Raw genomic sequence first — 23,424 nt, forward strand, 5'->3', positions numbered from 1 at the left:
GTTACGGAGGCGAATGCACCCATGGCTGGCGCAGGCCGCACCAGCGTCATTGGCCAGCAGCAAAGCACTGTGCAATGGCCTGCCGGGACGCGGCTTGAACGCGCATCTCGAGCTGGCCGATGCGCTCGCCTAATCCACTCGCTCATGAGGACACTGTAGCCAAACGGCTATGGCAGCACAGCGCCGTACTGGTGGGCATGCCCGCTTGGTAAAGGTAAGCGCGATCCATCGATGGAAAACGAAAAGGCTCCAATTGACCGGGCCTCATCGCAAATACTTCTGTCCAGTGCCCAACTTGCCGGTTGGGCGGGATTCCCGCTGCAACTGAGCCGCGCTCCTATGTAGTAGCAAGATCGCCGTCGAGGGCGATCTGCGTCACCACAGTAGGGGCCAGCCCCGTAGAGGGTCTACCGAGATCCTCCTGTTGTTTGTCGGAATACCGAGCGCCGCATGACCTAGCTGTGCTTGGGCCCGACTGCGGATTGCATTCGGTTTGTCACTGAGCCCCGCCGCCGGCCGACCTGCAGGTCCCTTTCGGTGAGCACATACTCTGAGCTATCGCCGAGCCGCTGAACCGCCAAGTCAATGAACGCGCGCGCGCGCGCCGGCTGCGAAGACCGGCTACCGAAATAGACGAAGTAGCTGGCGTAATTAGGCATGTGGTCCACCAGGATGGGGACCAACTGACCCGACCGAATGTAAGGCGCCGCAGTCACACCCGCGAGCTGGCCTAGCACCTTGCCTGCCAAGACGGCTTGCAGTTCGAACAACTCGTCGTTGCAGCAGATAGCCGGCACGACGGGCTGGTCGACCTCCTGGTCGCCAAGCTTCACGTGCCATGGAAGAACCTTCCCCGTGCTCGGATGCCGATAGGCGCTACAGCGATGCGAGGCAAGGTCCGCGAGCGAGCCTGGCACACCGTTTTGCTGGAAGTACGAGGGTGCGCCGCAAATTGGCAACTGCACGGGAAACAGTCGCCGCGCAATGACGCCTTCGTGTGGGGACGGACCAAGGCGAAATCCAACGTCCACGCGGTCCTCCACCCAGTTGCCAACGCGGTCATCCAGCAGCACGTCAGGCTGTATTCCCGGATGCATGTCGCAGAACTCCTCAACCAGACGCCAAAGAATGGGCTGGAACGTCGTGCGTGGCCCCGTGATACGAAGGGGGCCGGCAAACTCGTCCCTTCCTGACCTCGCCGTCTGCAGCGCTCGCTGCATCCCCAGCACGGACGGCTGCACGTCCTCGAACAGCCGTTGTCCCGCATCGGTCAGCGACATCACGCGCGTCGTGCGATGGAACAGGCGCGCATCCAGATGCGCCTCTAACTGGGCTAGCGCCTTGCTCGCCGCCTGAGGGCTGATGCCCAGTTCCTGCGCCGCCTTGCGCAGGCTGCCCAGCTCGGCTGCCTTGATGAAGGTCGTGATGGATCGAAGTTCATTGATCGCCATGGAGAGCCTCCTTACTGGCCCTATTGTCATCAATTGGATGCCAATAAATCAACCAGAATGTCACTATTCAGATGCCAATGGCCTGCCTAAAGTTCAAACCAACGAACTTCCGCAAGGAGCAGCCCATGCAACACGTCGTCCTGAACAACGGTCTTCACATGCCCATCGTTGGCTATGGCGTCTTCCAGATCGCAGACGCCAATGAGTGCCAGCGCAGCGTCGCCGACGCCATCGAAACCGGCTACCGGCTGATCGATACCGCCGCTTCTTACATGAACGAAGAGGCGGTGGGCAAAGGCCTGCGGTCCAGCGGCATCGCGCGTGACCAGCTCTTCGTCACCAGCAAGCTCTGGGTCCAGGAGACTGGCTACGAGCGCACGCAGCAGGCCATTGAGAAGTCCCTGCGCCGGCTACAGCTTGACTACCTGGACCTCTACCTGATCCACCAGCCCTTCGGAGACGTCCACGGCTCCTGGCGCGCGATGGAGGACGCCTACCGTGCCGGCAAGCTCCGCGCCATCGGCGTCAGCAACTTCCACCCAGACCGCTTGATGGACATCAAGGCGTTCAACGAGATTGCACCGGCAGTCAACCAGGTCGAAGTGAACCCCTTCCAGCAGCAACTGGAGAGCATCCCCTTCATGAACGACATCGGCGTGCGGGCCGAGGCCTGGGCTCCGTTTGCAGAAGGGCGCAACGGCCTCTTCCAGAACGAGGCGTTGCTGGCCATCGCCGAGCGGTACGGCAAGTCTGTCGGGCAGGTCGTGCTGCGCTGGCTGGTGCAGAGAGGGATCGTTGCCCTTGCAAAGTCGGTCCGCAAGGAGCGCATGGCCGAGAACATCGCAGTCTTCGACTTCGAGCTCGACGACGCTGACATGGCTCGCATCGCGGCGCTCGACACCAACACGAGCAGCTTCTTCTCACACCGCGATCCGGCCATCGTCAAGTGGATGTCCGAACGCAAGCTGGACATCTGAGCGAAGACCATGAACGCCTCCGAGCCCCATCTGCAGTCCCGCAACGCCGGCATCGTGCTGGCCATCATCGTGGCCAGCTACCTGATGATCGTGGTGGACATCTCCATCGTCATCACCGGCCTGCCTCGCATCCAGGCCAGCCTGGGCTTCAGCGCCGCCCAGCTTTCGTGGGTGACCAATGCCTATACCTTGGCCTTCGGAGGTCTGCTGCTGTTGGGGGCTCGCGCGGGCGACATCCTGGGCCGCCGGCGCATGTTCATCGTGGGGCTCTTCCTGTTCACGTTGGCATCGGTGGCGATTGGTGTTGCTCCATCTGCGAGCTGGCTGCTCACAGCCCGCGCCATCCAGGGTGCCGGTGCCGCTGTTCTTGCGCCATCCACATTGGCCCTGTTGTCGACTCACTTCGCCGAAGGCCCTGCGCGCACCCGCGCACTGTCCATGTACGCAGCAGCGGCCGGTATAGGTGCCACGCTGGGACTGGTGTTGGGCGGACTGTTCGCCGACTTGGTGTCCTGGCGTGCCGGCTTCTTCATCAACCTGCCCATTGGTCTGCTGCTGATCATCGCGGCCAGACGGCACATCTCGGAGACACCGAAGCACCCAGGCCATTTCGACCTGGGCGGAGCGGTCAGTTCTACCCTGGGAATGACGGCGCTGGTCTACGGCCTGGTGCGTGCGGCCGATGCCGGCTGGGCGGACGCCCTGGCGCAGGCCGCCCTGATTGGCGGGGTCTTGATGATTGCAGCATTCGTGTTGATCGAGCGTCGCGTTCGCCAGCCGATCCTGCCCTTGCGCTTGCTGGCCAGCCGAGAGCGTGCGGGAGCGTATCTAGCCCGCATGCTCTTCCTTGGCGGTGCCGTGGGCTTCTGGTTCTTCTCGACGCAGTTCCTGCAGGGCGTGCTGCACCTGCGGCCGCTACAGGCAGGCCTAGCGTTCCTGCCAGTCACGCTGCCCAACTTCGCTTCTGCGATGGCCGTGCCCAGGCTGGCTCGCCGCTTCGGCAACGGTCGGCTGCTTCTGGCGGGCCTGCTGCTCGGTGGCCTTGGCCTGCTCTGGCTGGGTCTGGCCGATGCCGACGCGAGCTACTGGGCGCACGTCGCTCCCCCTATGCTTCTCATCGGCCTGGGCCAGGGCCTTCTGCTGGCACCGCTGACCGCTGCAGGTGTGGCGGGGGTCGCCCGCGAAGACGCCGGTGCGGCATCAGGCATGGTCAACGTTGCACATCAACTGGGTGGGGCCCTGGGGCTCGGCTTGCTGGTACTCGTCTTTGCCAGTGTGGCGCCCCCCACCGCACAAGACAGTGCAGCGCTTGCTCACCGGATTTCGGCGGTCATGGACGTAGGCGCCTTGTTGCTCGGCTTGGCGCTGCTCGTGTCCTGGGCCTTCATCGTCTTGCCAAGCCGCGCCGCTCAATCACAGCCACAGGAGGCGCTCTCGTGAAGTCACTGCTTTGTATGGCCATCAGCGGCGCGGCAGCCGCCGCCGGAGCGCAGTCTCCCAGTCATGTCGTTGCCGCACCGCCAGCAGTGGAAGTGCCCACAGGCGCGTCAGCGCCGGTCGCAACCGGCGCAAAAGAGAACTTCACTGGCATCGCACGCATCAGCTCGCCGTTCCAGGCCGTGCCGCCTGGAAGAGCCGGTGGCGCGACAGTGCGCTTCGAGGCCGGCGCTCGTACGGCGTGGCATACCCATCCGCTGGGCCAGACGCTGATCGTCACGGCCGGGCTGGGCTTGGTGCAGCAGCAAGGGCAACCTGCTCGGGCCATCCGTCCCGGCGACGTTGTCACGATTCCCGCCAATGTGCGCCACTGGCATGGCGCGGGTCCCGACGGCTCAATGACACATGTCGCCATCGCGGAACGGGACGAAGGCATCTCGGTGACCTGGCAAGACAAGGTCACCGATCAGGACTACCAGGCCGCCTTGGCCAGCGCCGGTTTCGGTGTCCACACTAGCGACAAGCCGCAGATGGCAGCACGTGCGAATCCCAGATTCGATACGCTGTCTGCCAAGCAGCGGGCCATTGCGCTGATTGCTGCGTCCATGGCGACCAGCGACATGCCCAAGCTCAACGCCGCGTTGAACCAAGGCTTGGATGCCGGATTGACCATCAGCGAGGCCAAGGAAGTTCTGGTGCAGCTCTATGCCTACGCCGGTTTCCCGAAAAGCCTCAACGCACTTGGTGAGCTGCTGAAAGTTGTGGAGGCACGCAGGCAGCGCGGCATCCAGGACGCGCAGGGCCGCGATCCCAGCCGGACGGTTGCCACGGGCGATGAATTGGTCGTGGCAGGAAGGGCGAACCAGACCGCGATTTCCGGCGGGCCGGTTCAAGGCGCCGTGTTCGACTTCGCGCCCATCATCAACCAGTTCCTACAGGCTCATTTGTTCGGCGATATCTTCGAGCGGGACAACCTCGACTGGCAGAGCCGCGAACTGGCCACCGTCGGCGCGCTCGCCGCAACCCCGGGCGCGGAGGCGCAGTTGCGCTCCCACATGCAGGCCAGCCTGCGCGTTGGCTTGAGCGCCGCGCAGTTACGGCAGCTGACACAAGCACTGGCCGACGGGGTCGACCCCGAAGTCGCCAGTCGGGCGCATGAAGCACTCACGAAGGCACTTGCCGCTGCACCGAAAGGTTGAGCATGAACATCACTCGAACCGTGTTGACCGCAGCCATCGCAACGACGAGCCTGCTGACCGGCTGCGCAACGCATCGCAATGACGTCTCAGGTCCTTTGATGATCCAAGCCCAGGGGAGCTTCGCGGTCGGCGGCACGATACTGAAGACCCCAGGCAACTACGACAACAACAAGCCGACGGCTGCGGGGCAGAGCTTCCACGGCGATCATCTCTACGCCTTCTACCAGCTCCCGAAAAACCCGAGAGCGCTGCCCATCGTGATGCTGCACGGCGCCTTCCAATCGGCGCGCAGTTGGGAGACGACGTCGGACGGCCGAGAGGGCTTCCAGACCTTGTTCCTGCGCCGTGGCTTCCCGGTTTATCTGGTCGACCAGCCACGCCGCGGGCGCGCCGGCAGTAGCACTGTCGCGGCATCGGTCGAGCCGGCACCTAACGACCAGCTGTTCTTCGACCAGTTTCGCCTCGGCAAGTGGCCAAGCTATTTTGACAACGTGCAGTTTGACCGCAGCCCGGAAACGCTGGACCAGTTCTTTCGCTCGGTCACGCCCAACACCGGGCCCTACGACACCGCAGTGATTTCTGACGCCATGTCGGCGCTGTTCGCCAAGACTGGCCCGGCGATTCTGTTCACCCACTCCCAGGGCGGCGGTCCCGGTTGGCTGACGGCGATCAAGAGCCCCAACGTCAAAGGCATCGTCGCGTTCGAGCCTGGCAGCGGCTTCATCTTCCCGCAGGGAGAACTGCCGCTTGCCATGCCCAGTGCTGCCGGCACGCTGGCGCCCGAGGCGGTATCGCCGGCGGAGTTCCAGAGGCTCACCCGCATTCCCATCGTCATCTACTACGGCGACAACTTCCCTGTCGAGCCGACCACGGAGCGAGGTCAGGACAACTGGCGTGTTCGGCTGGCCATGGCTCGACTGTGGGTGGAGGCCATCAACAAGCATGGCGGTGACGCTCGCTTGGTACACCTGCCGGAGATTGGCATTCACGGCAACACGCACTTCCTGATGTCCGACCTGAACAACGTCGAGATTGCCGACCTGGTCTCGAAGTTTCTGGCCGAGAAGAAGCTGGATTGACCCCTTCTGCCTGGCCGCGTGGTGCGGCCAGGCAGCACGAAGTACTGGAGGTTGAATGAACCAAGAAGTCGTTAACGAGAAGAGGCGAGAGTTTCTCGGAACCACGGCACTCGCTCTCTCAATCGCAACCATTGGAGTTCCTGCAATGACCATGACCACCCCCGGAGAAGCGGCCGACTACAAGAAGAATCCCTTCACGCTGGTGTATGGCGGTGCGATCACCGCCAACGAAGCAGGCAAGGTCAACATCCACCCCGTGAAATACAAGCTCAACGGCTTGGACATTGTCGCCAACGTCTACACCCCTGCGAACTTCGATCCGAAGAAGAAATTCGCTGCGGTCGTCGTTGCGCACCCGAACGGCGGTGTGAAGGAGCAGACGGCTGGCCTGTACGCGCAACGGCTGGCGGAGCTCGGCTACATCACCATTGCCGCTGATGCCGCATACCAAGGTGGAAGCGGAGGGCAGCCCCGCTCGGTGGACACGCCCGCAAACCGCATCGAAGACATCCACGGCATGGCGGACTTCATCACCGGCTATCCGGGCGTCGACGCCGAACGTCTCGGCTTGCTAGGCATCTGCGGCGGTGGCGGCTATTCGATGTCCGCGGCAAAGACCGACAAGCGCTTCAAGGCGGTTGCGACGCTCAGCATGTTCAATTCGGGCCGCGTTCGTCGCAATGGCTTCTCCGATTCGCAACTTGCCACGATCCAGCAACGTCTGAAGCAAGCTTCCGATGCTCGCGCCCAGCAAATGGCTGGGGGAAAGATTCTCTACTCGGGCGATGCTGACATGACCGACGAGCAGATCGCTGCGCTGCCCTTTGAGATGTACCGGCAGGGCTACGAATACTATTGGAGGACGCACGCCCATCCCGGCTCTACCTTCAAGTACACGACGAGCAGCCTGCTGGAATTGATGCGTTGGGACGCTACCGACCAGATCGAGCTGATCGAGCAGCCGCTGCTGATGATTGCCGGCAGCAAGGCTGACAGCCTCTACATGACCGAAGATGCGTTTGCGAAGGCAACGGGGGCGAAGAACAGGGAATTGTTCAAGATCGACGGCGCCACGCACATTGAGACCTACTGGGTGCCCAAATATGTGGACGCCGTGGTTGGCAAGCTGACTCCGTTCTACGCGAAGAACCTCTAAGCCGAAACGTCCCACGGGAACGGCAAGATCTGACAGGCTTCGGGCGCACAAGCTGCGGATGTTGTTGAGGAACTCGAGAGTTGCAGCGCCTTGGTCGCCGCTGAATTTCCTAGGTGCGGTCGTTGACGGAGGCCGGCTGCTGGCCGACCTCGGTCGGCCGCTTTAGACGTTGCGCTCACCAACAATGACCTTGTTGCCGGCAATGTATGAGCCTAAGCGTCGACAGCCGACAAAGTTCAGGCTGCTGCGGCCTGATGCATCGAGTCGTGCCGATCGCCGCCCAGGATATCGACAAGATCGGTCAACATCCGTCCCAATTCACCCGTCATCAGTGCGACATCCGACTCGAAGCGTTCGTCGTCGTTTTGCGCGGTTGGGTCCGCCGCCTCCTTGATCACGTCCAGCGGCGTGACACGCTTGATCGTCAGCGACGGCGTCAGCACGAAGGAGATCCGGTTATCCCAGGTCATCGCGAGGCGCACGCATTGTTTGCCGGCTTCGATGTGCCGCCGCATGTCGTCCGCTTCCAGCGCGTGGCCGACGTATCGCACCGTAGCGCCGCCTTCACCGCTCGAACGCAGCTCGGCGTCCTGGTCCACGGTGAATCCGCCCGGCGCCTCGCCGGACAGCAGCCAATCCGTCATCGCGGCGACCGGCGAAAGCGCCACGCGAACGCTGGCGAGCGGCAACTGATCGATCGATTTCACGAGCAGGCCGCGAACGTCGTCGCCAAGCGCCTGCGCAGCTGCATCGATGACGAGCCAGCCGTTTGCCGTATCGATCCACACACGGGTATCGCGGCGAATGGTGAACGCGCGCGGCAGCAATTCGTCGGTCACCTGCTCCTTGAGTTCGCGCAGCTGTTTTCGCCCGAGCTTGAAGCCCTGCTGCTCCTCGACTTCAAGCGCCCGGGCCTTGGTCACCTGATTGACGACCGACGCCGGGAGCAGCTTCTTTTCGGCACGAAACACCAGCAGCATCTGCCGGTTGATCGAATACACGAGCGCGCCATCATCGCGTGGCGATGCCCATCCGGAACACTGCTTCTCGACGCTGTTGCCTGGTTGAAACGCGTGGGGCGCCAGCCATTTTTCAATCTGATCAGGGGCAACGGCCCAAGGTGCCGGAAGACGATGAAGCTGAAGATTCTTGAACCACATGGCTGTACGGGCAAAGTGTGCAATTCTAAATGACGGCGGCGCTTCCCGGCCCATTGCGACCATTCGGACGGATCAAAGTCGAACGGCAGAGAAGGGTCGAACCGGGACCGCCGACCCTGCTGTCAAACCGTGTTTCCGACTTGCCCGACGCTTGCAGTGCAAGCATGCAATGAGGGCATCAACCAGCAAATACGGGTAGGCCTGTGCTGTCCATTCCTCAAAGCCGGCCGCTTGCGTTCGCGGACGTGCCGCAAATTTCGTTTGCCGAACAAGGGAATGGGAGGGGCTGCCCTATTCTGCATCCGTAACCGCTTTCTCCCCGAGGGGCTTAATGGCTCAGGCGGAAAAGCGGGCGCGTACTACGGAGTATCGGGTTGGGCGCTGGGCAAGGCGTTGAACGATACGCCGCGGTATCAAGCACCTCGCGAGCCGGGCCGAGAGGTCAATTCGATATTTCGCCTTGTCTCTCGGCGCCATATGCAGGGATTTCCAAATCCAAAGCGTCAAGTCACCCACACTGATTCATCAGCATGAAAACCATCATCAATAAAAAGGCCATTTTCTTTGCAGCAGCAGGCGCTCTGATTGCCGGGTCAGGCAATGCCCTGGCGGCAAGCGGTACGGGCATCGTGGCGGGCCCTTATCCGGTCGCCCCGGGCGCCTCCATTGAGCTGGTTGGGGAGAACATCACTGGCGGCTGTGTGCGGTTCTACGTCAACGGTCAGAAGGATGTTCCAGCCCGCACCGGGAAAAAGTTGGGCCAGGTCAAGGGCGGTCAGCAATTCACGGCATCCGTTTTCAAGGATGCCTGCGGCGGCGTTGCCGTCAAGACGGTTCAGTTCACGGTCCCTGGCAAGTACACGACCGAGTATTGGAAGGTGCAGTAAGGGAACCCTCACCGTGTCCTGGCATGGCTGGGCCACGGAAACGGCCAGGGTTGCAGGCAATCATGCCGCCAGCATGAAGGGCGCACTGTTGTCAGCGCAATGACGGCAGATGATCGTCGTGGCTGGCGAACACGGTCAACCGGGGCGCTCGCGCTTCTGCGCGAAGCGCCTTGTCTCCAAGAATGTTCCACTCCCGATCCGACCCATGAAAATGCTTCGTCACACATTCGCTTCCCTGGTCCTGTCGATGGCGGGCCTTGCCTGCGCTCACGCGCAAGAAGCCGTGCTGCCCGCGCCGAACGCCGAGGCCCTGTTCACCAGCTGCGATCCCAAGCTTCACGCCAACAAGCAGGTGGTCTACCAGATCATCCGGGAGTTGCTTGAAGCAGGGCATTGGGAGCGGGCTGACCGGTATCTGACGCCGCGCTACATCCAGCACAACCCCAACGCCCAGTCTGGCCGGGATGCCGTTGTCCGCTTCTTTACCGAGGTGCTGAAAGTCAAGCCTCGCCCGGTTGCCCTGACGATCAGCACACCCATCGTGGCGGTGATGGCGGAGGGCGATCTGGTCACCGTGGTCTATCCGAGGACGGTCAGCACGCCGCAAGGGTCTTACACGACAACCTGGTTCGACACCTGGCGGATCGTGGACGGCAAGGCGGACGAGCACTGGGACCCCGCGCTGAAAAACGAGACCCCGCAGATCGGGTCCCGCTAGCGCCCGCCGCGCCGGCACACCTCACGGCGGCGCAGCGGTTCACAACGCGGTCGCAGCCGATCACCGGGCTTGCGTGCATCCGTACGGACGGCCATTGCGGTCCCGAGTGCACCGGGACTCAATGGCCGTCCGCGATGCCGCCTCGACACGCTTCACGCGGATAAGGGATACGACTTCGCGCGCTGTCGGCAACCTCTGCGCAAGCGGGACATCATCCCCCGGATCGCTCGCCATGGCATCGAGTAGAACGACCGGCTCGGCAAGCCTCGCGGCATCGATCACGAGCCCCCCGCCATCGCCCCTTTCTCGGCACCCAGCTCCGCCTCAGACCGGCCCCGACAACCTCAGCGTCCTGACCAGCAGGTTCTGCAGGCTGTCCACCGCTTTCGAGCCGCGCGAGGCGCGGCTGCGGTAGACGGCCACTTCCATGGGTTCGAGTGGCCCCAATCCGTGCTCGCTGCCCAGGATCTGCAGGTGCCCGGGTGCGCTGCATTGGGTCAGCGCCGCCACCGCCAGGCCGCTCTCGACGGCGGCAATCTGCCCCGCCAGGCTGGAGCTGTTGTAGACCACCTTGTATCGGCGTCCTTGCTGCGCCAGGGAGTGGATCGCGCTGCGCCGCGCCAGGCTGGTGTCTTCGTAGACGGCGATCGGCAGCGGGTCCCGCCGCCACAGCTCGAACTGCACGGCGCCCACCCAGACCATCGGCTCGTGAAACAGCAGGATGCCGCGCCGTGAGTGATCGCGGGACACCAGGGCGAGGTCAAGGTCGCCGCTGGCCACACGCGGAATGAGCGAGGTCGACTGCTCGCAGTCCAATTCGATCTCGACGCCGCCGTGCCTGGGCGCAAAGCGCTTGAGCACCGGCGTCAGGTACTTGGCCGCGTAGTCGTCAGGCACGCCAAGCCGCACCCGGCCGGTGAGTTCCTCGCCGCTGAGCGCGGCCTGGGCTTCGGCATGCAGATCGAGGATGCGCCGCGCATAGCCGAGCAGCATCTGCCCCTCGGGGGTCAGCTCAAGCTTGCGCGCATCCCGCTCGAGGAGCCGGCTCCCCAGTGCGCCCTCGAGCTTCTTGAGCTGCATGCTGACCGCCGACTGGGAGCGGTGCACCTCCCCTGCCGCACTCGACAGCGAACCCGCGTCCACCACGGCGACGAAGCACTTGAGCCAATCCAGCTGCAGATCTTGCGGTGTCATCCGGTTTTTTACGCTTTCGATTATCGAATGATTGGTCCAATAATTATGCGCTTTTCGTCGGATCGATGGCGGTACACACTGCCGCCATGAATACGAACCCGCCCCTCCTGGACCAACCATCTGGCTTAGCAGCACCCGGCAAGGCCGGGCGCACCAACGGCCTTGCGGCAGGCGCATGCCCCTTTCTTCTGGGCAACATGCTGCTTGGCACCATCGGCGTCTTTGTGCACCAGGCCAATGCCGGCCCGTTGACCGCGACCTGGTTTCGCTGCGCCTTCGGCTTGCTTGGCCTGACGCTCTGGGTGCTGCTGCGTCGGCAGACCGGCTTCCTGCGCCTGACCAGAGCCACCGGGCCCTGGATCCTGTCTGCCGGCGTGCTGATGGTGCTGGGCTGGGGATTGTTCTTCACCGCGATCGAGCGGACCTCCGCGGGCGTGGCGATCGTGCTGTTTCACATCCAGCCGCTGTGGGTGCTGGTACTCGGCGCGTGGTGGCTGAAAGAGCCGATCAGCAGGCGGCGCATCGGCTCGGTCTGCGCCGCCATGCTGGGCCTGGTGCTGGCAACCGGGATCCCGGAACACACCGCCTTGTTCGGCGCGAGCGAAATGCTTCGGCCGGGTGATTGGCTAGGGGTCGCTTCGTGCCTGATCGGCGCCTTCTGCACCGCGTGCGTCACCCTCATCGCCAAACGCCTGCGTGACCTGCCCGCCGGAATCCTGGCCTGGTGGCAATGCGCGGTCGGCACGCTGGTGCTGTGGGTGTGGCCGATGGAGCACGGCTGGCCCGCATGGGGCATGGCATGGATGTGGCTGGCGGGCCTGGGGTTGATACACACCGGGTTGGCGTACACCCTGATCTATGTCGGCATGGCCCGCTTGAATACCGGGCGCATCGCGGTATTCCAGTTCGCGTACCCTGCGGTTGCCATCGTCATCGACTGGCTGTTCTTCGATCAGCGCCTGGACGGTGCGCAGCTGTTCGGCATCGCCTTGATGTCGGTCGCCATCCGATTTGCCGAGCGCGCCCCGAAAGCCGGCGTGCCTCGGGGGATGACCGGGCCCCACTCAGCAAGCCGCTAGCCGGCTCGCACGCCGGCCCACGTTTCGTTTGACGCCTTGCGCGCGGTTCGAGGCACACATCGAGCATGCCGCCGAATCGCATCCGCACAATAACCGCCCCAAAAAATGGTGCCCCGCCTCAATTCAGCTTGGTTACAGCTGATTTAAGCATCCGGAATTTGCAACGGTGCATAGACCGACATAGGCTCCACCACGCAGCCAAACAAAACGCTGCGCTCCGGTTTTCGGCATGCATCACAAAAGCACCGCAAACCGGAAACAAGCGCGGAAACATACCGCGCACATCACATGCATTCGATTTGAAAGGTGAGGGGGGATCGTCAGCATCACCATCCCCGGCATTCGATTCTTCAACCATCCGTCACACCGGCTGGCGCGGGATTCTATTGCGTCCTCGCTGTGCAATCGACTGGCTTTAACACATGCATGCCCGATTTCCGGCATGCACGCATGGATTCTCTGGTTTTTTCCCGGGGTCGCCGAAAACCGGAAAACAGAGTAGGCAACAATGCGAAGGGGACAATCATGGCAGAAGCACATACACCGGCTCGGGGCAAAGCCGCAGCCGCTACCAGCCAGCACCTGACCATCAACGTGATGACGACGATGAACGTTGATGCCATCCTCGCGGCCGCCAATAACAACCTGAGCAAGGACCCGACACAACCGACCGCGATCGGGCACGCCAACATCTACATGGTGTCCGATGATCCGCGCGGCTGGAGCACCGGCAGCGACCCCGGCAACATCACGCTCAATGCGCACGTCGACGACACCCTGTCCTTCTACTGCGCCAGCACCTCCGGCAATTCGGACAGCGCGGCCTTCATCTACGCCCTGTCGGGTGGGGGCTCCGTTCTCAACCCCTCGCATGTCAACGTGATCACGCTGCAAGGCGCCGCGCAGCCGACGGCCCCCAACGGCTATCCGTTCAAGAATGTTCCGGAAAGCTTTTCCAGGTGCGATGCGGTGGTCGGCTCGCAGGGCACGGCGCAGAACTTCTGGGCGTGCGCCGCGCTCTTCACCGTGGACGACAACAACGAAAACCAAGTGCTGGCCGGATACGTGACCTGGGATCCGACCGTGGTCGTCGCCTGATCCATCGCGGCGCATTCAGCCGTTGCGCGGGCAGGACCGGCGGCATCGCCGCTTTGCCGGTCCTGCCCGGCCGCGATCCGGAATGCGCTCAGGCACGCCGGACGGCATCGCGCCCGGCCGGGCGTGGTGCTTGCCCGGCAACGCCGGCGCCGGCGCCGGCAGCGGCTTCCGGCACATCGGTGGCGGGCCTACCCGGTCCCGGCCCCCTCTCCGCCATGGCGCTGCGCCGCCCCAGATAGACATGCAGCGGCGCCACACCGGCGGCCGCCACGCCGAGCAGCCAGTGCACGCAGCTGATCCAGGGCCGGGTCTGTTCGTCTCCGGCGTAATACAGTCCATATCCGGTCGCGACCAGCAGCGCCGCCAGCACCAGCATGAACAGGCCGGAGCGATGATTTCTCCGCATCTGCCAGGCCCGGGCGACGTGGCCGGGCAGCAGCGAGCCCAGCGCCACCAGGAAGCCCATGGCCGCGGCGCCATGGATGCGCAGCCACCAGGGCTCGGACGGATGCGGCGCATCGCCGAACGGCCCCTGCCCGCCCAGCAGGTCATGCGCGACCAGCCAGCCCAGGCCCGAGCAGCACAGTACGGCGCCGGTCGCATACAGCCAGCGCTTGTGCCGCTGGCTGAGCCGCACCGGCAGCCGCAACACGGGTACGGGAGGCGAACTCATGGCGCGTCGGCCCTACGCAGCAGCGGAGCGCCGCACATGCCGATGGCCTGCGCGCCGACCACCACGGCCTGCGCGTGGCAGCGATCGAGGATCTCGGGCGCGCGCTGACGCGCGAGGCGCACCACCTTGGTCAGCGCATCCGCCGTCATGCAGTCGGCGGCCACCACGCTGATGCTGTCCTCCCAGACGGCGCATGTCCGCCGGCCGGGGTCGACCAGCGGATCGATCTGCCGGCCATCGCGCTCGATGCCGGCGAAATAGCCGCCGGAGGTCGCAATGGCCAGATCGTGCAGCCACCCCAGCGGCACCAGCGTGGCCGGCGCATCCGGCCGGCGCACATGGATCGGTTCCGCCCGGCCGAAGCAGCGCAGGTCGCCGCCGGCATTGACGATGCCGCTGTCCACGCAATGGGCCCGCAGCGCCGCGATCGCGCAATCGACGGCGTACCCCTTGGCGATGCCGCCCAGGTCGATCCAGCCCTTGCGGCGCCATTGCACCCGGTGGTCCGCCTGCAAGATGAGATCCCGGAAGGTCGCCCCCGGAGCGGGAGGCTGCGCGCCGGCGTGCCGCGGCAGAAAGCCCTGCTCCACCAGCACGCCCGCCGTGGCGATGTCGAACACGCCGTCGGACAGCTCGCCCAGCGCCACAGCGCGCTCCAGCACGCAGTACGTCTGCGCATCGACGCAGACCGCGCTGCCCGCCTCGGCGGCGTTGATGCGGGAGACGTCGCTGTCTTCCGCGTGAAAGCTCATCAGGCGCTGCACGCGCTCGACGGCCGCGAACGCCGCGTCGAGCGCGGCCTGCAAGGTCGCGTCCGGGCCCCTGACCGTGATGTCGACCAGCGTCCCGAGCAGCGGCCGAGCGCGACGCAGCTTACTTGAGGGCGACGGCATAGGTGGCCAGCACCCGCTTCACGCCATCGGTGATATGCCTCGACGACAGCGTCGCGCCGCTGATGTTGCGGATGTCTTCGTTCAGGCGCAGCGGGTCTGCCGCCGTCTTGCCGACGAACTGCTTGCGCCACTCCGGATTGCGCACCTCGTAGCCGTACGATTCGCGGTAATCCATGATCTCGATCTGGCGCACGCTGCCGTTGGCGTTCAGGGCGACGGCATAAGTGATGAACTCGTGCTTGCCGACCACCTCGTCGAGGATGAACCAGCCGCCGTGCTCGGCCTTCCATGCCTGGATGTCCTTGTGGCGGACGTTGACGTCGGCGGCCTTTTCGATCTGGCGCGCCTGGTCAGCGGTGAGCGTGACGAACGCGGGCGTCAGCTTCTCGCCGGGAAAGAGCGCCTGCTGCGCCTGCTCGGTCGTGAAATAAGTGGTCGCATAGACCGAGGTGGAGATCGCCGCCAGGGGCACCCATAGCCATTGTCCGTGCTGCATTGCGTGTCCTCGCGCTCAGAAGTAGTAGCCCATCTTGATCCGCACGCGGTACTTCTCGAAGTCGTTGTCGAAGGTGCGGCCGCTCACCAGCGTGCCGTCGACCGTGTCCGAGTGCGCATGTGCCCAGGGCAGCTGCTCCAGGAAGGTGGCCGTCACAAAGAAGTTCTTGCCGCCGTAATGAATGGTCGGCCCGAAGTAATAGCCGCCGTTCGACTGATTGCGGAAGCGATAGCTGTTGTACTCGCGCTCGTTGACGAACTCGACGCCGGCCGACCAGTTCGGCGCGAAGCGGTACGAGACGGCGAAGTTGAAGTTGATGTCGGTCTCTTCCTGCCAACTCTTGCCCGAGGCGGCCGCGTCGTCGGCCAGGTAGCGCCACTCGGGTGCGTAGGTGAAATTGAACGCGGTGATCAGCCGGTCATCGAGAAAGTTCTTCTGCAGGATGACCTTCGTTTCCAGCTCCTTGAACTGCGGGCCGATCGTGGGCTCGACATAGAACGCCAGGCCCACGCCATCGGTATAGGGGCTGAGGACACGGTAGATGGCTTCGGCGGACACGCCGACGAAGCGCTTGCCGCTCCAGCGCGCATCGGGGTCGACATCCTTGTCGGCGAACTGCTCGGGCGGCGTGGTCGCGCCGTACGGGCCGTTGTGATACGCGTGCGCCCAGGCGTAGTTGCCGTACAGGGCCACCTGGAGCCGGTCAGTCAGGCCGTACTCGACTTCGGTGCGCCCTTCGACCTGATCGTAATAGCCGCCGACCTTCTGGTGGCGCCAGGTCATCCATTGCTCGATTTCCTTGGCGCCCTTGGGCAGCAGGTCTGTCGTGTAGACGTAAGCGAACTGGCTTTCTTCGGCATGGGCCGCGGGCACGCACGCCAAAGCCAGGGCCGCCCACCCCAGCCAGCCCGGAAAACGACGCAAGCAGCGCATGAATGGATTCCCCCTCCCCGATCGCACAAGCGGCGAATCGTAAATGGAAATCACTATCATTACAATTTACTTAGCACCAAAGAATTGATACTTGACTTTTTCCTCACATTCCAGATTTTCTTACTCGGAACCCAATGAAGCGAAAAGCCAGGCCCCCGTCACCAACCGGAAAGACCGGCGAAACGGGGGCTGGACTTGCTGACGCGGCGCCCCGCATGACCCGATGCAATGAGGCCATACCAATGAGCGCCGGCCGATTCACGACTAGCCGTCGCTATCGCTATCGCTGTTGTAGTTGCGGACCCTCAGGTTCCCCATCTGATCGGCCAGATCCTGCGGCCGGGCGTGCTGGTCGGGATAAACATCCCACCCGAAAACACTCCGGCCCACCTCAGCGTGACCATGCACGCAGTTGCTGTATTCCCAGCCGCTTGTCTCGTAGGTGGGATAGATCGACCGGTTCTGCCAATCCATGAACCGGCCGGCCTGCGCGTCGGACATTTCGCCATGGTCGATCACGTGGCTGGCGTGCTGGCGGTCGATCACCGCGTCGTCGCCCGAGCGGATGGCTGGCCCCCGGAGGCCTGTCACGCTGAAGTACTGGCCATCGGGAAAGTAACCGCTGATCGGGAAACGCTCTGGCCTTGGCGAACCGGGGCCGGTATACCGCGAATGACCGACCGCCTCAGCGAGGTCGGGGTAGCGCTCGCGTTCGGACTCCGAAGTCTGGTACTGGATATGCCCCGGATATGTCACCCTCCCGTCGTCATCGAACCGCGTCGGCGAGGCGACCGTACTGACATGCCGGCTGCGAGGTGAGCTGGGCAAGTCCGACAGCGCCGGACTCGGAGAACGGGCCGCTCGCCCGGAGGAACCTTCTTCCCGCTCATGCGTCCGGCCGCGGGATGATCCGGACGCGTGCGATCGCGTTCTGAAAAAGTTGCCGATTCTTCTCATCTCAATCTCCTGAGTTTCAAATAGGAGATCCGCAGTATCGGCAAAAGTGGAATTTTATGCTGCAGCGCAGCGAAAAACTGGCTGCGTTGGCGAACACCATGGGGCCAATCCGCATTCGAAACATTCGGGTTCCATCAACACTTTTCGTTGGCTTAGAAAGCGCTTCTCATTTGTTAACGATTTGCAGGGTTCAACCAGCACGCAATGCTGGTCAGGAAGCCCGGCATCCGGCAGTTAGCCAAAGGGAATGCTCGTGCCATCCTCGTGCGGGTACCGTGCCATGTCGCGCAGGGGCCGTCCGCGAAACACCCTGCCCCGGGCCATGTCCCCAACCATGTCGCTGGACAAGCGTTTTGGCCCGAGCGCAGCCAGCATCCTGATCTTCGCCCGCCTCGCGGCCGACCTGCGCGAGCCCGGCTCACACTTCACCGGCGCGCTGGCGATGCGCCGAGGGCTCATCGACCACGAACGCCTCGCCATCGAACGCACGCGCGGCCGGATCGACCAACTGCGCGCCGTGATCGACTCGCGCCTCGCCAACCAATCCAGCCTGAGCCCCGCCGCGTTCGCCCGGCTCAATGCCGGATACTTCGACGACGGCCTGCGCTATCGGTGGAAGCAGCGCGCGGTGTGCCACGTCAGGAAGGCTTTCCAGGGCAGCCGGTTTCCGAGGGAGTAGAGTAACCCCCCCCTATCCACTGAGAACCATCGCATGCCGACCAACCGTCATCTGACTCTCTATCACGCCCCGCACAGCCGCTCCGCCGGTGCCCGCATGCTGCTCGAAATATTGAATGCGGACTACGAGATCCACCCGCTCAACCTCAAGACGAATGCACAGCGCGCGCCCGCCTATCTCGAGATCAATCCGATGGGCAAGGTCCCGGCACTGCGGCACGGCGAGGTACTGATCACCGAGCAGGCGGCCGTCTACATGTACGCGGCGGAACTGTATGCGGAGGCCGGCCTATCGCCGGCGGTGGGCGACCCGCTGCGCGGGTCATACCTGCGGTGGATGGTGTTCTACGGCTCGTGCTTCGAGCCCGCGCTGGTGGACCGCTCGATGCAGCGTCCGCCGGCACCGCCGGCGAGGTCGCCCTATGGCGATTTCGGTGCGGTCAACAGCCTGATCAATGCACAGCTCTCAGACAGCCCCTACCTGCTGGGCGAGCGCTTCACCGCCGCCGATGTGCTGTGGGGCTCTGCGCTGCATTGGACGGTGGGGTTCGGGCTGGTGCCGGAAACGCCCGTGCTCCGGGCCTACATCGACCGCATCCTGGCGCGGCCGGCCATCCAGCGCTCCCGTGCGTTGGACGAGGCACTGGCGGCCGAACTGAGCGCGGTCGCCACCTGAACTGAAACCCGCCGGCGCCGCACTCAGTGCGACAGGCGGAACGAGCCGACCGCGTCGTTCAGGTTGCGCGCCTGCTCTTCCAGCGATTCCGCCGCGGCGGCGGCCTGCTCGACCAGCGCTGCGTTCTGCTGGGTCACCTGGTCCATCTGGTTGACGGCCTGGTTGACCTGCTCGATGCCGCTGCTCTGCTCTTCCGACGCGGCGGAGATCTCGCCCATGATGTCGGTCACGCGCTTCACGGCCTCGACGATCTCGGCCATGGTCACGCCGGCCTGGTCCACCAGCGCGGTGCCGTTGGAGACACGATCGACCGAGTCGTGGATCAGCGCCTTGATCTCCTTGGCCGCGCCCGCCGAGCGCTGCGCCAGGCTACGCACCTCGCTCGCCACCACCGCGAAGCCGCGGCCCTGCTCGCCCGCGCGCGCCGCTTCCACGGCGGCGTTCAGCGCGAGGATGTTGGTCTGGAACGCGATGCTCTCGATCACGCCGATGATGTCGGCGATCTTCTTGCTGCTCTCGTTGATGCCGCCCATGGTCTGGACCACCTGGCCGACCACGCTGCCGCCGCGCGTCGCCACGTCGGAGGCGTTGACCGCCAGCGAGCTGGCCTGGCGCGCATTGTCGGCGTTCTGCTTCACGATGCTGGTCAGCTCTTCCATGCTGGAGGCGGTCTCCTCCAGCGAGCTGGCCTGCTCTTCGGTGCGCTGCGACAGATCGGCGTTGCCAGCGGCGATCTCCTGCGCGGCCGAGCGCACCGAGTCGCTGCCCAGGCGGATCTGCTGCAGCACCGCGGTCAGCTTGTCGGCGAAGGCGTTGAACGAGCGGGCGATCTGCGCGACTTCGTCCTGGCCGTCGGCGGGCAGGCGCTTGGTGAGGTCACCGCTGCCGGAGCCGATGTCGTCCATCGCGTCGCGGATCATCGACAGGCGGCGGAACGCGCGCGCCGTCATCGCGCCGACGATGGCGGCCGCCACCAGCGCCACCACCACCAGCACGCCGATCGACGTGGTCACCAGCGAACGCATGCCGGCGGTCGCGTCGGACTTGTCGAGCGCCACCACCAGGCCCCAGTCGGTGCCCTGCACACCCTGGCGATGAAGCAGCTTGGCGGCGCCGCCCACATTGACCTGCAACGGCTTGTCGGTCTGCGCAAGCGCGGCGAGGGTCGTGTCGCTCAGATCGGCCGACAGGTCGGTGACCGGCTTGAGCGTGAATTTGTCATCGGGATGGGCGACGATCTTGCCGGCGGCGTTGACCAGGAAGCCGAAGCTGGCCGGCGTCGGGTGAATGGCCTTGACGTTGGCGATCACGGCGTCCATCGACACATCGCTGGCGACCACGCCCTTCAGGCCGCCGTCGCGCAGGATGGGCACGGCGAACGTGACCACCAGCTTGCCGGTGCTGGCACTGACGTAGGGCGGCGTCACCACCGGCTTGCCGGCCTCCGCGGCCTGCTTGTACCAGGGGCGCGCGGTCGGATCGTAGGTGGGTGGAACCCCGCTCGGGTCGGCGAACTTGTACGACTTGTCGGGGTAGCCGACATACACGCTGATGAAGCCGCCCGACGCGGCCACCGTCTTGAGGGCCGGCACCGGATCGGCCGACAGCGCCGCATCCTGCAGCGCGACCACCATCTGGGTCTTGGACGCCACCCAGTCATCGATGCCGGCGATATGGCCGCGTGCGACGGACTGCAGGTTCTGGCGGATCGCGTCGTCGTTGTAGGAGCGGGTGACGACGTAGTTGAGGCCACCGGCGAGGGTCAATGCGCCCACCACGATGGCGACGCAGGTCAGCAAGATGCGGGTACGGATGGAGTTGAGCACGGTATGGGTTCCTGCCATGTAGAGCGCACTGCACGCAGCCGGATCAGCCACGCAGTCCGTCCCATGAAAACGGCCCACCGCGCCTTTTCTTGAACTTTTTTGAGGCCTGGGTGACGCTACCGCCCAGGCCCGGAAAACAGGCCCGGGCGGGCCGTACAATCCCAAACGTTTGCTGTGCCTACCCCCTCACTGGAGACTGCCCCGCATGAAAACCAAAGCCGCCATCGCCTGGAAATCCGGCGCGCCGCTGACCATCGAAGACGTGGATCTGCAAGGCCCGCGCGCCGGCGAAGTGCTGGTCGAGATCAAGGCCACCGGCATTTGCCACACCGACTACTACACGCTGTCGGGCGCGGACCCCGAAGGCATCTTCCCGGCCATCCTCGGCCACGAGGGCGCGGGCGTGGTGCTCGACGTGGGCGCGGGCGTGACCTCGCTGAAGGCCGGCGACCACGTGATCCCGCTCTATACGCCCGAATGCCGCCAGTGCAAGTTCTGCCTGTCGCGCAAGACCAACCTGTGCCAGGCGATCCGTGCCACGCAGGGCAAGGGGCTGATGCCGGACGGCACCTCGCGCTTCTCGATCGACGGCAAGCCGATCTTCCACTACATGGGCACCTCCACCTTCGCCAACCACATCGTGGTGCCGGAGATCGCACTGGCGAAGATCCGCCCCGACGCGCCGTTCGACAAGGTCTGCTACATCGGCTGCGGCGTCACCACCGGCGTGGGCGCGGTGGTCTACACGGCCAAGGTTGAGGCCGGCGCCAACGTGGTGGTGTTCGGCCTAGGCGGCATCGGCCTGAACGTGATCCAGGGCGCGAAAATGGTGGGCGCCGACAAGATCATCGGCGTCGACCTGAACCCGGCGCGCGAGGCGATGGCGCGCAAGTTCGGCATGACGCATTTCGTCAACCCGAAGGAAGTCGGCAACGTGGTCGACCACATCATCCAGCTCACCGACGGCGGCGCTGACTATTCCTTCGAGTGCATCGGCAACACGCAGGTCATGCGCCAGGCGCTGGAGTGCTGCCACAAGGGCTGGGGCAAGTCGATCATCATCGGCGTGGCCGAGGCCGGCGCGGAGATCAGCACGCGCCCGTTCCAGCTCGTCACCGGCCGCGAGTGGAAAGGCTCGGCCTTCGGCGGCGCGCGCGGGCGCACCGACGTGCCGAAGATCGTCGACTGGTACATGGAAGGCAAGCTCAACATCGACGACCTGATCACGCACACGCTGCCGCTCGAGCGCATCAACGAGGGCTTCGACCTGATGAAGCGCGGCGAGTCGATCCGCTCGGTGGTCCTGTACTGAGGAGGGCGCGATGAGCCAATCACCGACACTCGAACTGCTCTCGGAGCACGCCTGCTTCGGCGGCGTGCAGCGCTTTTACCGGCACGCCTCGGCGGTGATCGGGCTGCCGATGCGCTTCTCGGTCTACCTGCCGCCGCAGGCCCTGGCCGGCGAGCGCTGCCCGGCGCTGGTCTACCTCGCCGGGCTGACCTGCACCGAAGAGACCTTCCCGATCAAGGCCGGCGCCCAGCGCATCGCCGCGCGCGAGGGGCTGATCCTGATCGCGCCCGATACCAGCCCGCGCGGCGCCAACGTGCCGGGCGAGGCGGACAGCTGGGATTTCGGCGTCGGCGCCGGCTTCTACCTGGATGCGACGCAGGCGCCGTGGCGCGAGCGCTACCGGATGGAGACCTACATCGTCGAGGAGCTGTACCACATCGCGCGGGTCGCCTTCCCGGTGGCGGCGGGGCGCGTCGGCATCTTCGGGCATTCGATGGGCGGGCACGGTGCGTTGACGCTGGCGCTGCGTCACCGGGAGCGCTTCGCCTCGGTCTCGGCGTTTGCGCCCATTGCGCATCCGTCGGCCTGCCCCTGGGGCGTGAAAGCGTTCACCGGCTACCTCGGCGAGGACCGCACCGCCTGGGCCGCGCACGACGCCACGCGGCTGATGCAACTGGCGAACAACCCGTTTCCCGGCGGCATCCTGATCGATCAAGGCGAGGCGGACACCTTCCTCGCCGAGCAGCTGTACCCCGATGACTTCGCCGCCGCGTGCGAGGCGGCCGGGCAGCCACTGCAACTGCGCCGCCATCCCGGCTACGACCACGGCTATTACTTCATCCAGACCTTCATCGAAGACCACCTGCGGCACCACGCGGCACAACTGCGCTGCGTCGGCTAGCGAGCGGGGGCGCCGCGCTCAGCGGTTGCCCCAGTCGCCTGTGGTCGCGCCGGTGCCGGGGGCCCCCACCCTGCCATCGCCGGGCGCACCGACCCGCCCATCGCCTGGGGCGCCGACCCTGCCGTCCCCCGGTGCCCCGGCCATGCCATTGCCCGGCGCGCCGATGGAACCGCCCAGACGGCTCCCGGCGCCGCCGCCCACGGACCGGCCGGGCGGCGCAGCCTGACCGGTGGCACCGTTGAAGGCGCCGTCGCCGCCCCTCGCGCGCGGCGCGCCACGATGGCCATGCCACGCGCCGGCATGACGGCCCGAAACGCCATCGGGCGAGACCGCCCCCGGGTCAGCGCCGTTGCCGGATGGCATGCCCGTGAATTGCGCGCGGGCGACGCCGCAGCCCAGAGCCAGCACCATCGCAAGCCACGGGGAAAACCGGGATGGCACGCGAAGACACGTCATGAAAACCTCCCGCAAGAATGCAGACAGCGTGCACCTGCCAGCAAGGTTCATTCCGGCGCCCGGGCCGGCGCGGCCCCCTGGGCTCCGGTGCCCACATGGCGGACTTCTTGCATCGTCCATCGACATCCGATCCGGCTTGATACGCCGTCGCCCCCGCTTATACATTCAAGCTTGTATGTATAATGCGCCGACCGGTGCGGCCGGCGCGT

The 23,424-nt window shown here is 64.8% G+C and carries 23 protein-coding genes and 1 pseudogene; 14 read left to right on the forward strand and 10 right to left on the reverse strand.

All coding sequences use genetic code 11. The features are described 5' to 3' along the window. Nucleotides 1–455: 455 nt before the first annotated feature. A complete protein-coding gene (locus tag GO999_RS13495; protein ID WP_016723476.1) occupies nucleotides 456–1,451 on the reverse strand; it encodes a LysR family transcriptional regulator in 996 nt (331 codons plus the stop codon). Between the two features lie 125 nt (nucleotides 1,452–1,576). Here GO999_RS13495 and GO999_RS13500 point away from each other — a divergent pair, with 125 nt between their 5' ends. From GO999_RS13500 to GO999_RS13520, 5 genes are all read left to right on the forward strand, one after another. Next, nucleotides 1,577–2,428 (forward strand): aldo/keto reductase, encoded by an 852-nt coding sequence (locus GO999_RS13500; RefSeq protein ID WP_019717610.1) that lies wholly within the window; start codon nucleotides 1,577–1,579, stop codon nucleotides 2,426–2,428. Between the two features lie 9 nt (nucleotides 2,429–2,437). Then, the gene (locus tag GO999_RS13505; protein WP_020831353.1) at nucleotides 2,438–3,868 is read left to right on the forward strand and encodes an MFS transporter; all 1,431 of its coding nucleotides are present in this window, start codon (nucleotides 2,438–2,440) and stop codon (nucleotides 3,866–3,868) included. Beyond that, nucleotides 3,865–5,064, forward strand: coding sequence for a (R)-mandelonitrile lyase (locus tag GO999_RS13510; RefSeq protein ID WP_071011499.1), 1,200 nt, complete (start codon nucleotides 3,865–3,867; stop codon nucleotides 5,062–5,064). The genes GO999_RS13505 and GO999_RS13510 overlap by 4 nt, the downstream gene beginning before the upstream one ends. Nucleotides 5,065–5,066: 2 nt before the next feature. Further along, nucleotides 5,067–6,143 (forward strand): alpha/beta hydrolase, encoded by a 1,077-nt coding sequence (locus GO999_RS13515; RefSeq protein ID WP_029240222.1) that lies wholly within the window; start codon nucleotides 5,067–5,069, stop codon nucleotides 6,141–6,143. Between the two features lie 145 nt (nucleotides 6,144–6,288). Beyond that, the gene (locus GO999_RS13520; protein WP_205570643.1) at nucleotides 6,289–7,299 is read left to right on the forward strand and encodes an alpha/beta hydrolase; all 1,011 of its coding nucleotides are present in this window, start codon (nucleotides 6,289–6,291) and stop codon (nucleotides 7,297–7,299) included. Nucleotides 7,300–7,535: 236 nt separating this feature from the next. Here the strand turns inward: GO999_RS13520 and GO999_RS13525 are convergent, their stop codons facing one another. Further along, the gene (locus GO999_RS13525) at nucleotides 7,536–8,459 is read right to left on the reverse strand and encodes a recombination-associated protein RdgC (protein WP_019717605.1); all 924 of its coding nucleotides are present in this window, start codon (nucleotides 8,457–8,459) and stop codon (nucleotides 7,536–7,538) included. A 530-nt stretch (nucleotides 8,460–8,989) separates the two neighbouring features. Between GO999_RS13525 and GO999_RS13530 the strand changes: the two genes are divergently transcribed. The 3 genes and pseudogenes from GO999_RS13530 to GO999_RS13540 all read left to right on the forward strand — a co-directional run. Further along, on the forward strand, nucleotides 8,990–9,346 hold the full coding sequence (locus tag GO999_RS13530) for a signal peptidase (protein WP_118872395.1): 357 nt from the start codon (nucleotides 8,990–8,992) through the stop codon (nucleotides 9,344–9,346). A 205-nt stretch (nucleotides 9,347–9,551) separates the two neighbouring features. Next, entirely contained in the window at nucleotides 9,552–10,064 is a 513-nt protein-coding gene (locus tag GO999_RS13535) for a nuclear transport factor 2 family protein (RefSeq protein ID WP_016727088.1), read from the forward strand. A gap of 96 nt (nucleotides 10,065–10,160) precedes the next feature. Beyond that, nucleotides 10,161–10,307: pseudogene (locus GO999_RS13540) on the forward strand (IS5/IS1182 family transposase); the annotation flags it as partial. A gap of 81 nt (nucleotides 10,308–10,388) precedes the next feature. Here the strand turns inward: GO999_RS13540 and GO999_RS13545 are convergent. Continuing rightward, nucleotides 10,389–11,258: a LysR family transcriptional regulator gene (locus GO999_RS13545; RefSeq protein WP_016726698.1), complete on the reverse strand. Its 870-nt coding sequence runs from the start codon at nucleotides 11,256–11,258 to the stop codon at nucleotides 10,389–10,391. Between the two features lie 197 nt (nucleotides 11,259–11,455). Between GO999_RS13545 and GO999_RS13550 the strand changes: the two genes are divergently transcribed. Together GO999_RS13550 and GO999_RS13555 are read left to right on the forward strand one after the other, a co-directional pair. Then, entirely contained in the window at nucleotides 11,456–12,337 is an 882-nt protein-coding gene (locus tag GO999_RS13550; RefSeq protein ID WP_328517101.1) for a DMT family transporter, read from the forward strand. A gap of 525 nt (nucleotides 12,338–12,862) precedes the next feature. Then, on the forward strand, nucleotides 12,863–13,435 hold the full coding sequence (locus GO999_RS13555) for an inclusion body family protein (RefSeq protein ID WP_016723487.1): 573 nt from the start codon (nucleotides 12,863–12,865) through the stop codon (nucleotides 13,433–13,435). A gap of 88 nt (nucleotides 13,436–13,523) precedes the next feature. Here GO999_RS13555 and GO999_RS13560 read toward each other — a convergent pair whose 3' ends face one another. The 5 genes from GO999_RS13560 to GO999_RS13580 form a co-directional block, all read right to left on the reverse strand. Further along, nucleotides 13,524–14,108 carry a hypothetical protein gene (locus GO999_RS13560; protein ID WP_071093578.1) on the reverse strand — a complete coding sequence of 195 codons (585 nt, stop codon included), beginning with the start codon at nucleotides 14,106–14,108 and terminating at the stop codon, nucleotides 13,524–13,526. Beyond that, nucleotides 14,105–15,001: an FAD:protein FMN transferase gene (locus GO999_RS13565; protein ID WP_071011493.1), complete on the reverse strand. Its 897-nt coding sequence runs from the start codon at nucleotides 14,999–15,001 to the stop codon at nucleotides 14,105–14,107. Before GO999_RS13565 ends, GO999_RS13560 begins: the two co-directional genes overlap by 4 nt. After that, a complete protein-coding gene (locus GO999_RS13570) occupies nucleotides 14,982–15,497 on the reverse strand; it encodes an FMN-binding protein (RefSeq protein WP_011000568.1) in 516 nt (171 codons plus the stop codon). The genes GO999_RS13565 and GO999_RS13570 overlap by 20 nt, the downstream gene beginning before the upstream one ends. A gap of 15 nt (nucleotides 15,498–15,512) precedes the next feature. Further along, nucleotides 15,513–16,430 carry a DUF6662 family protein gene (locus GO999_RS13575; protein ID WP_211906311.1) on the reverse strand — a complete coding sequence of 306 codons (918 nt, stop codon included), beginning with the start codon at nucleotides 16,428–16,430 and terminating at the stop codon, nucleotides 15,513–15,515. Nucleotides 16,431–16,694: 264 nt separating this feature from the next. Continuing rightward, nucleotides 16,695–17,387 (reverse strand): hypothetical protein, encoded by a 693-nt coding sequence (locus GO999_RS13580; protein ID WP_011000566.1) that lies wholly within the window; start codon nucleotides 17,385–17,387, stop codon nucleotides 16,695–16,697. Between the two features lie 334 nt (nucleotides 17,388–17,721). Between GO999_RS13580 and GO999_RS13585 the strand changes: the two genes are divergently transcribed. Both GO999_RS13585 and GO999_RS13590 read left to right on the forward strand, forming a co-directional pair. Next, on the forward strand, nucleotides 17,722–18,066 hold the full coding sequence (locus tag GO999_RS13585; protein WP_197369475.1) for a hypothetical protein: 345 nt from the start codon (nucleotides 17,722–17,724) through the stop codon (nucleotides 18,064–18,066). A 33-nt stretch (nucleotides 18,067–18,099) separates the two neighbouring features. Next, nucleotides 18,100–18,741 (forward strand): glutathione S-transferase family protein, encoded by a 642-nt coding sequence (locus GO999_RS13590; RefSeq protein WP_211906312.1) that lies wholly within the window; start codon nucleotides 18,100–18,102, stop codon nucleotides 18,739–18,741. A 23-nt stretch (nucleotides 18,742–18,764) separates the two neighbouring features. Here GO999_RS13590 and mcpA read toward each other — a convergent pair whose 3' ends face one another. After that, nucleotides 18,765–20,567 (reverse strand): methyl-accepting chemotaxis protein McpA, encoded by a 1,803-nt coding sequence (gene mcpA / locus GO999_RS13595; protein WP_197346148.1) that lies wholly within the window; start codon nucleotides 20,565–20,567, stop codon nucleotides 18,765–18,767. Nucleotides 20,568–20,772: 205 nt separating this feature from the next. On the opposite strand from mcpA, the gene GO999_RS13600 reads away from it, so the two are divergent. Continuing rightward, nucleotides 20,773–21,879, forward strand: a complete 1,107-nt coding sequence (locus tag GO999_RS13600) for an S-(hydroxymethyl)glutathione dehydrogenase/class III alcohol dehydrogenase (protein WP_011000563.1) — start codon at nucleotides 20,773–20,775, stop codon at nucleotides 21,877–21,879. 10 nt (nucleotides 21,880–21,889) lie between these two features. Beyond that, nucleotides 21,890–22,759: an S-formylglutathione hydrolase gene (gene fghA, locus GO999_RS13605; RefSeq protein WP_211906313.1), complete on the forward strand. Its 870-nt coding sequence runs from the start codon at nucleotides 21,890–21,892 to the stop codon at nucleotides 22,757–22,759. Between the two features lie 18 nt (nucleotides 22,760–22,777). Here the strand turns inward: fghA and GO999_RS24965 are convergent, their stop codons facing one another. Further along, nucleotides 22,778–23,170, reverse strand: coding sequence for a hypothetical protein (locus tag GO999_RS24965; RefSeq protein WP_277615470.1), 393 nt, complete (start codon nucleotides 23,168–23,170; stop codon nucleotides 22,778–22,780). Between the last annotated feature and the right edge of the window lie 254 nt (nucleotides 23,171–23,424).

The organism is Ralstonia nicotianae (assembly GCF_018243235.1).
Lineage (GTDB): Bacteria > Pseudomonadota > Gammaproteobacteria > Burkholderiales > Burkholderiaceae > Ralstonia > Ralstonia nicotianae.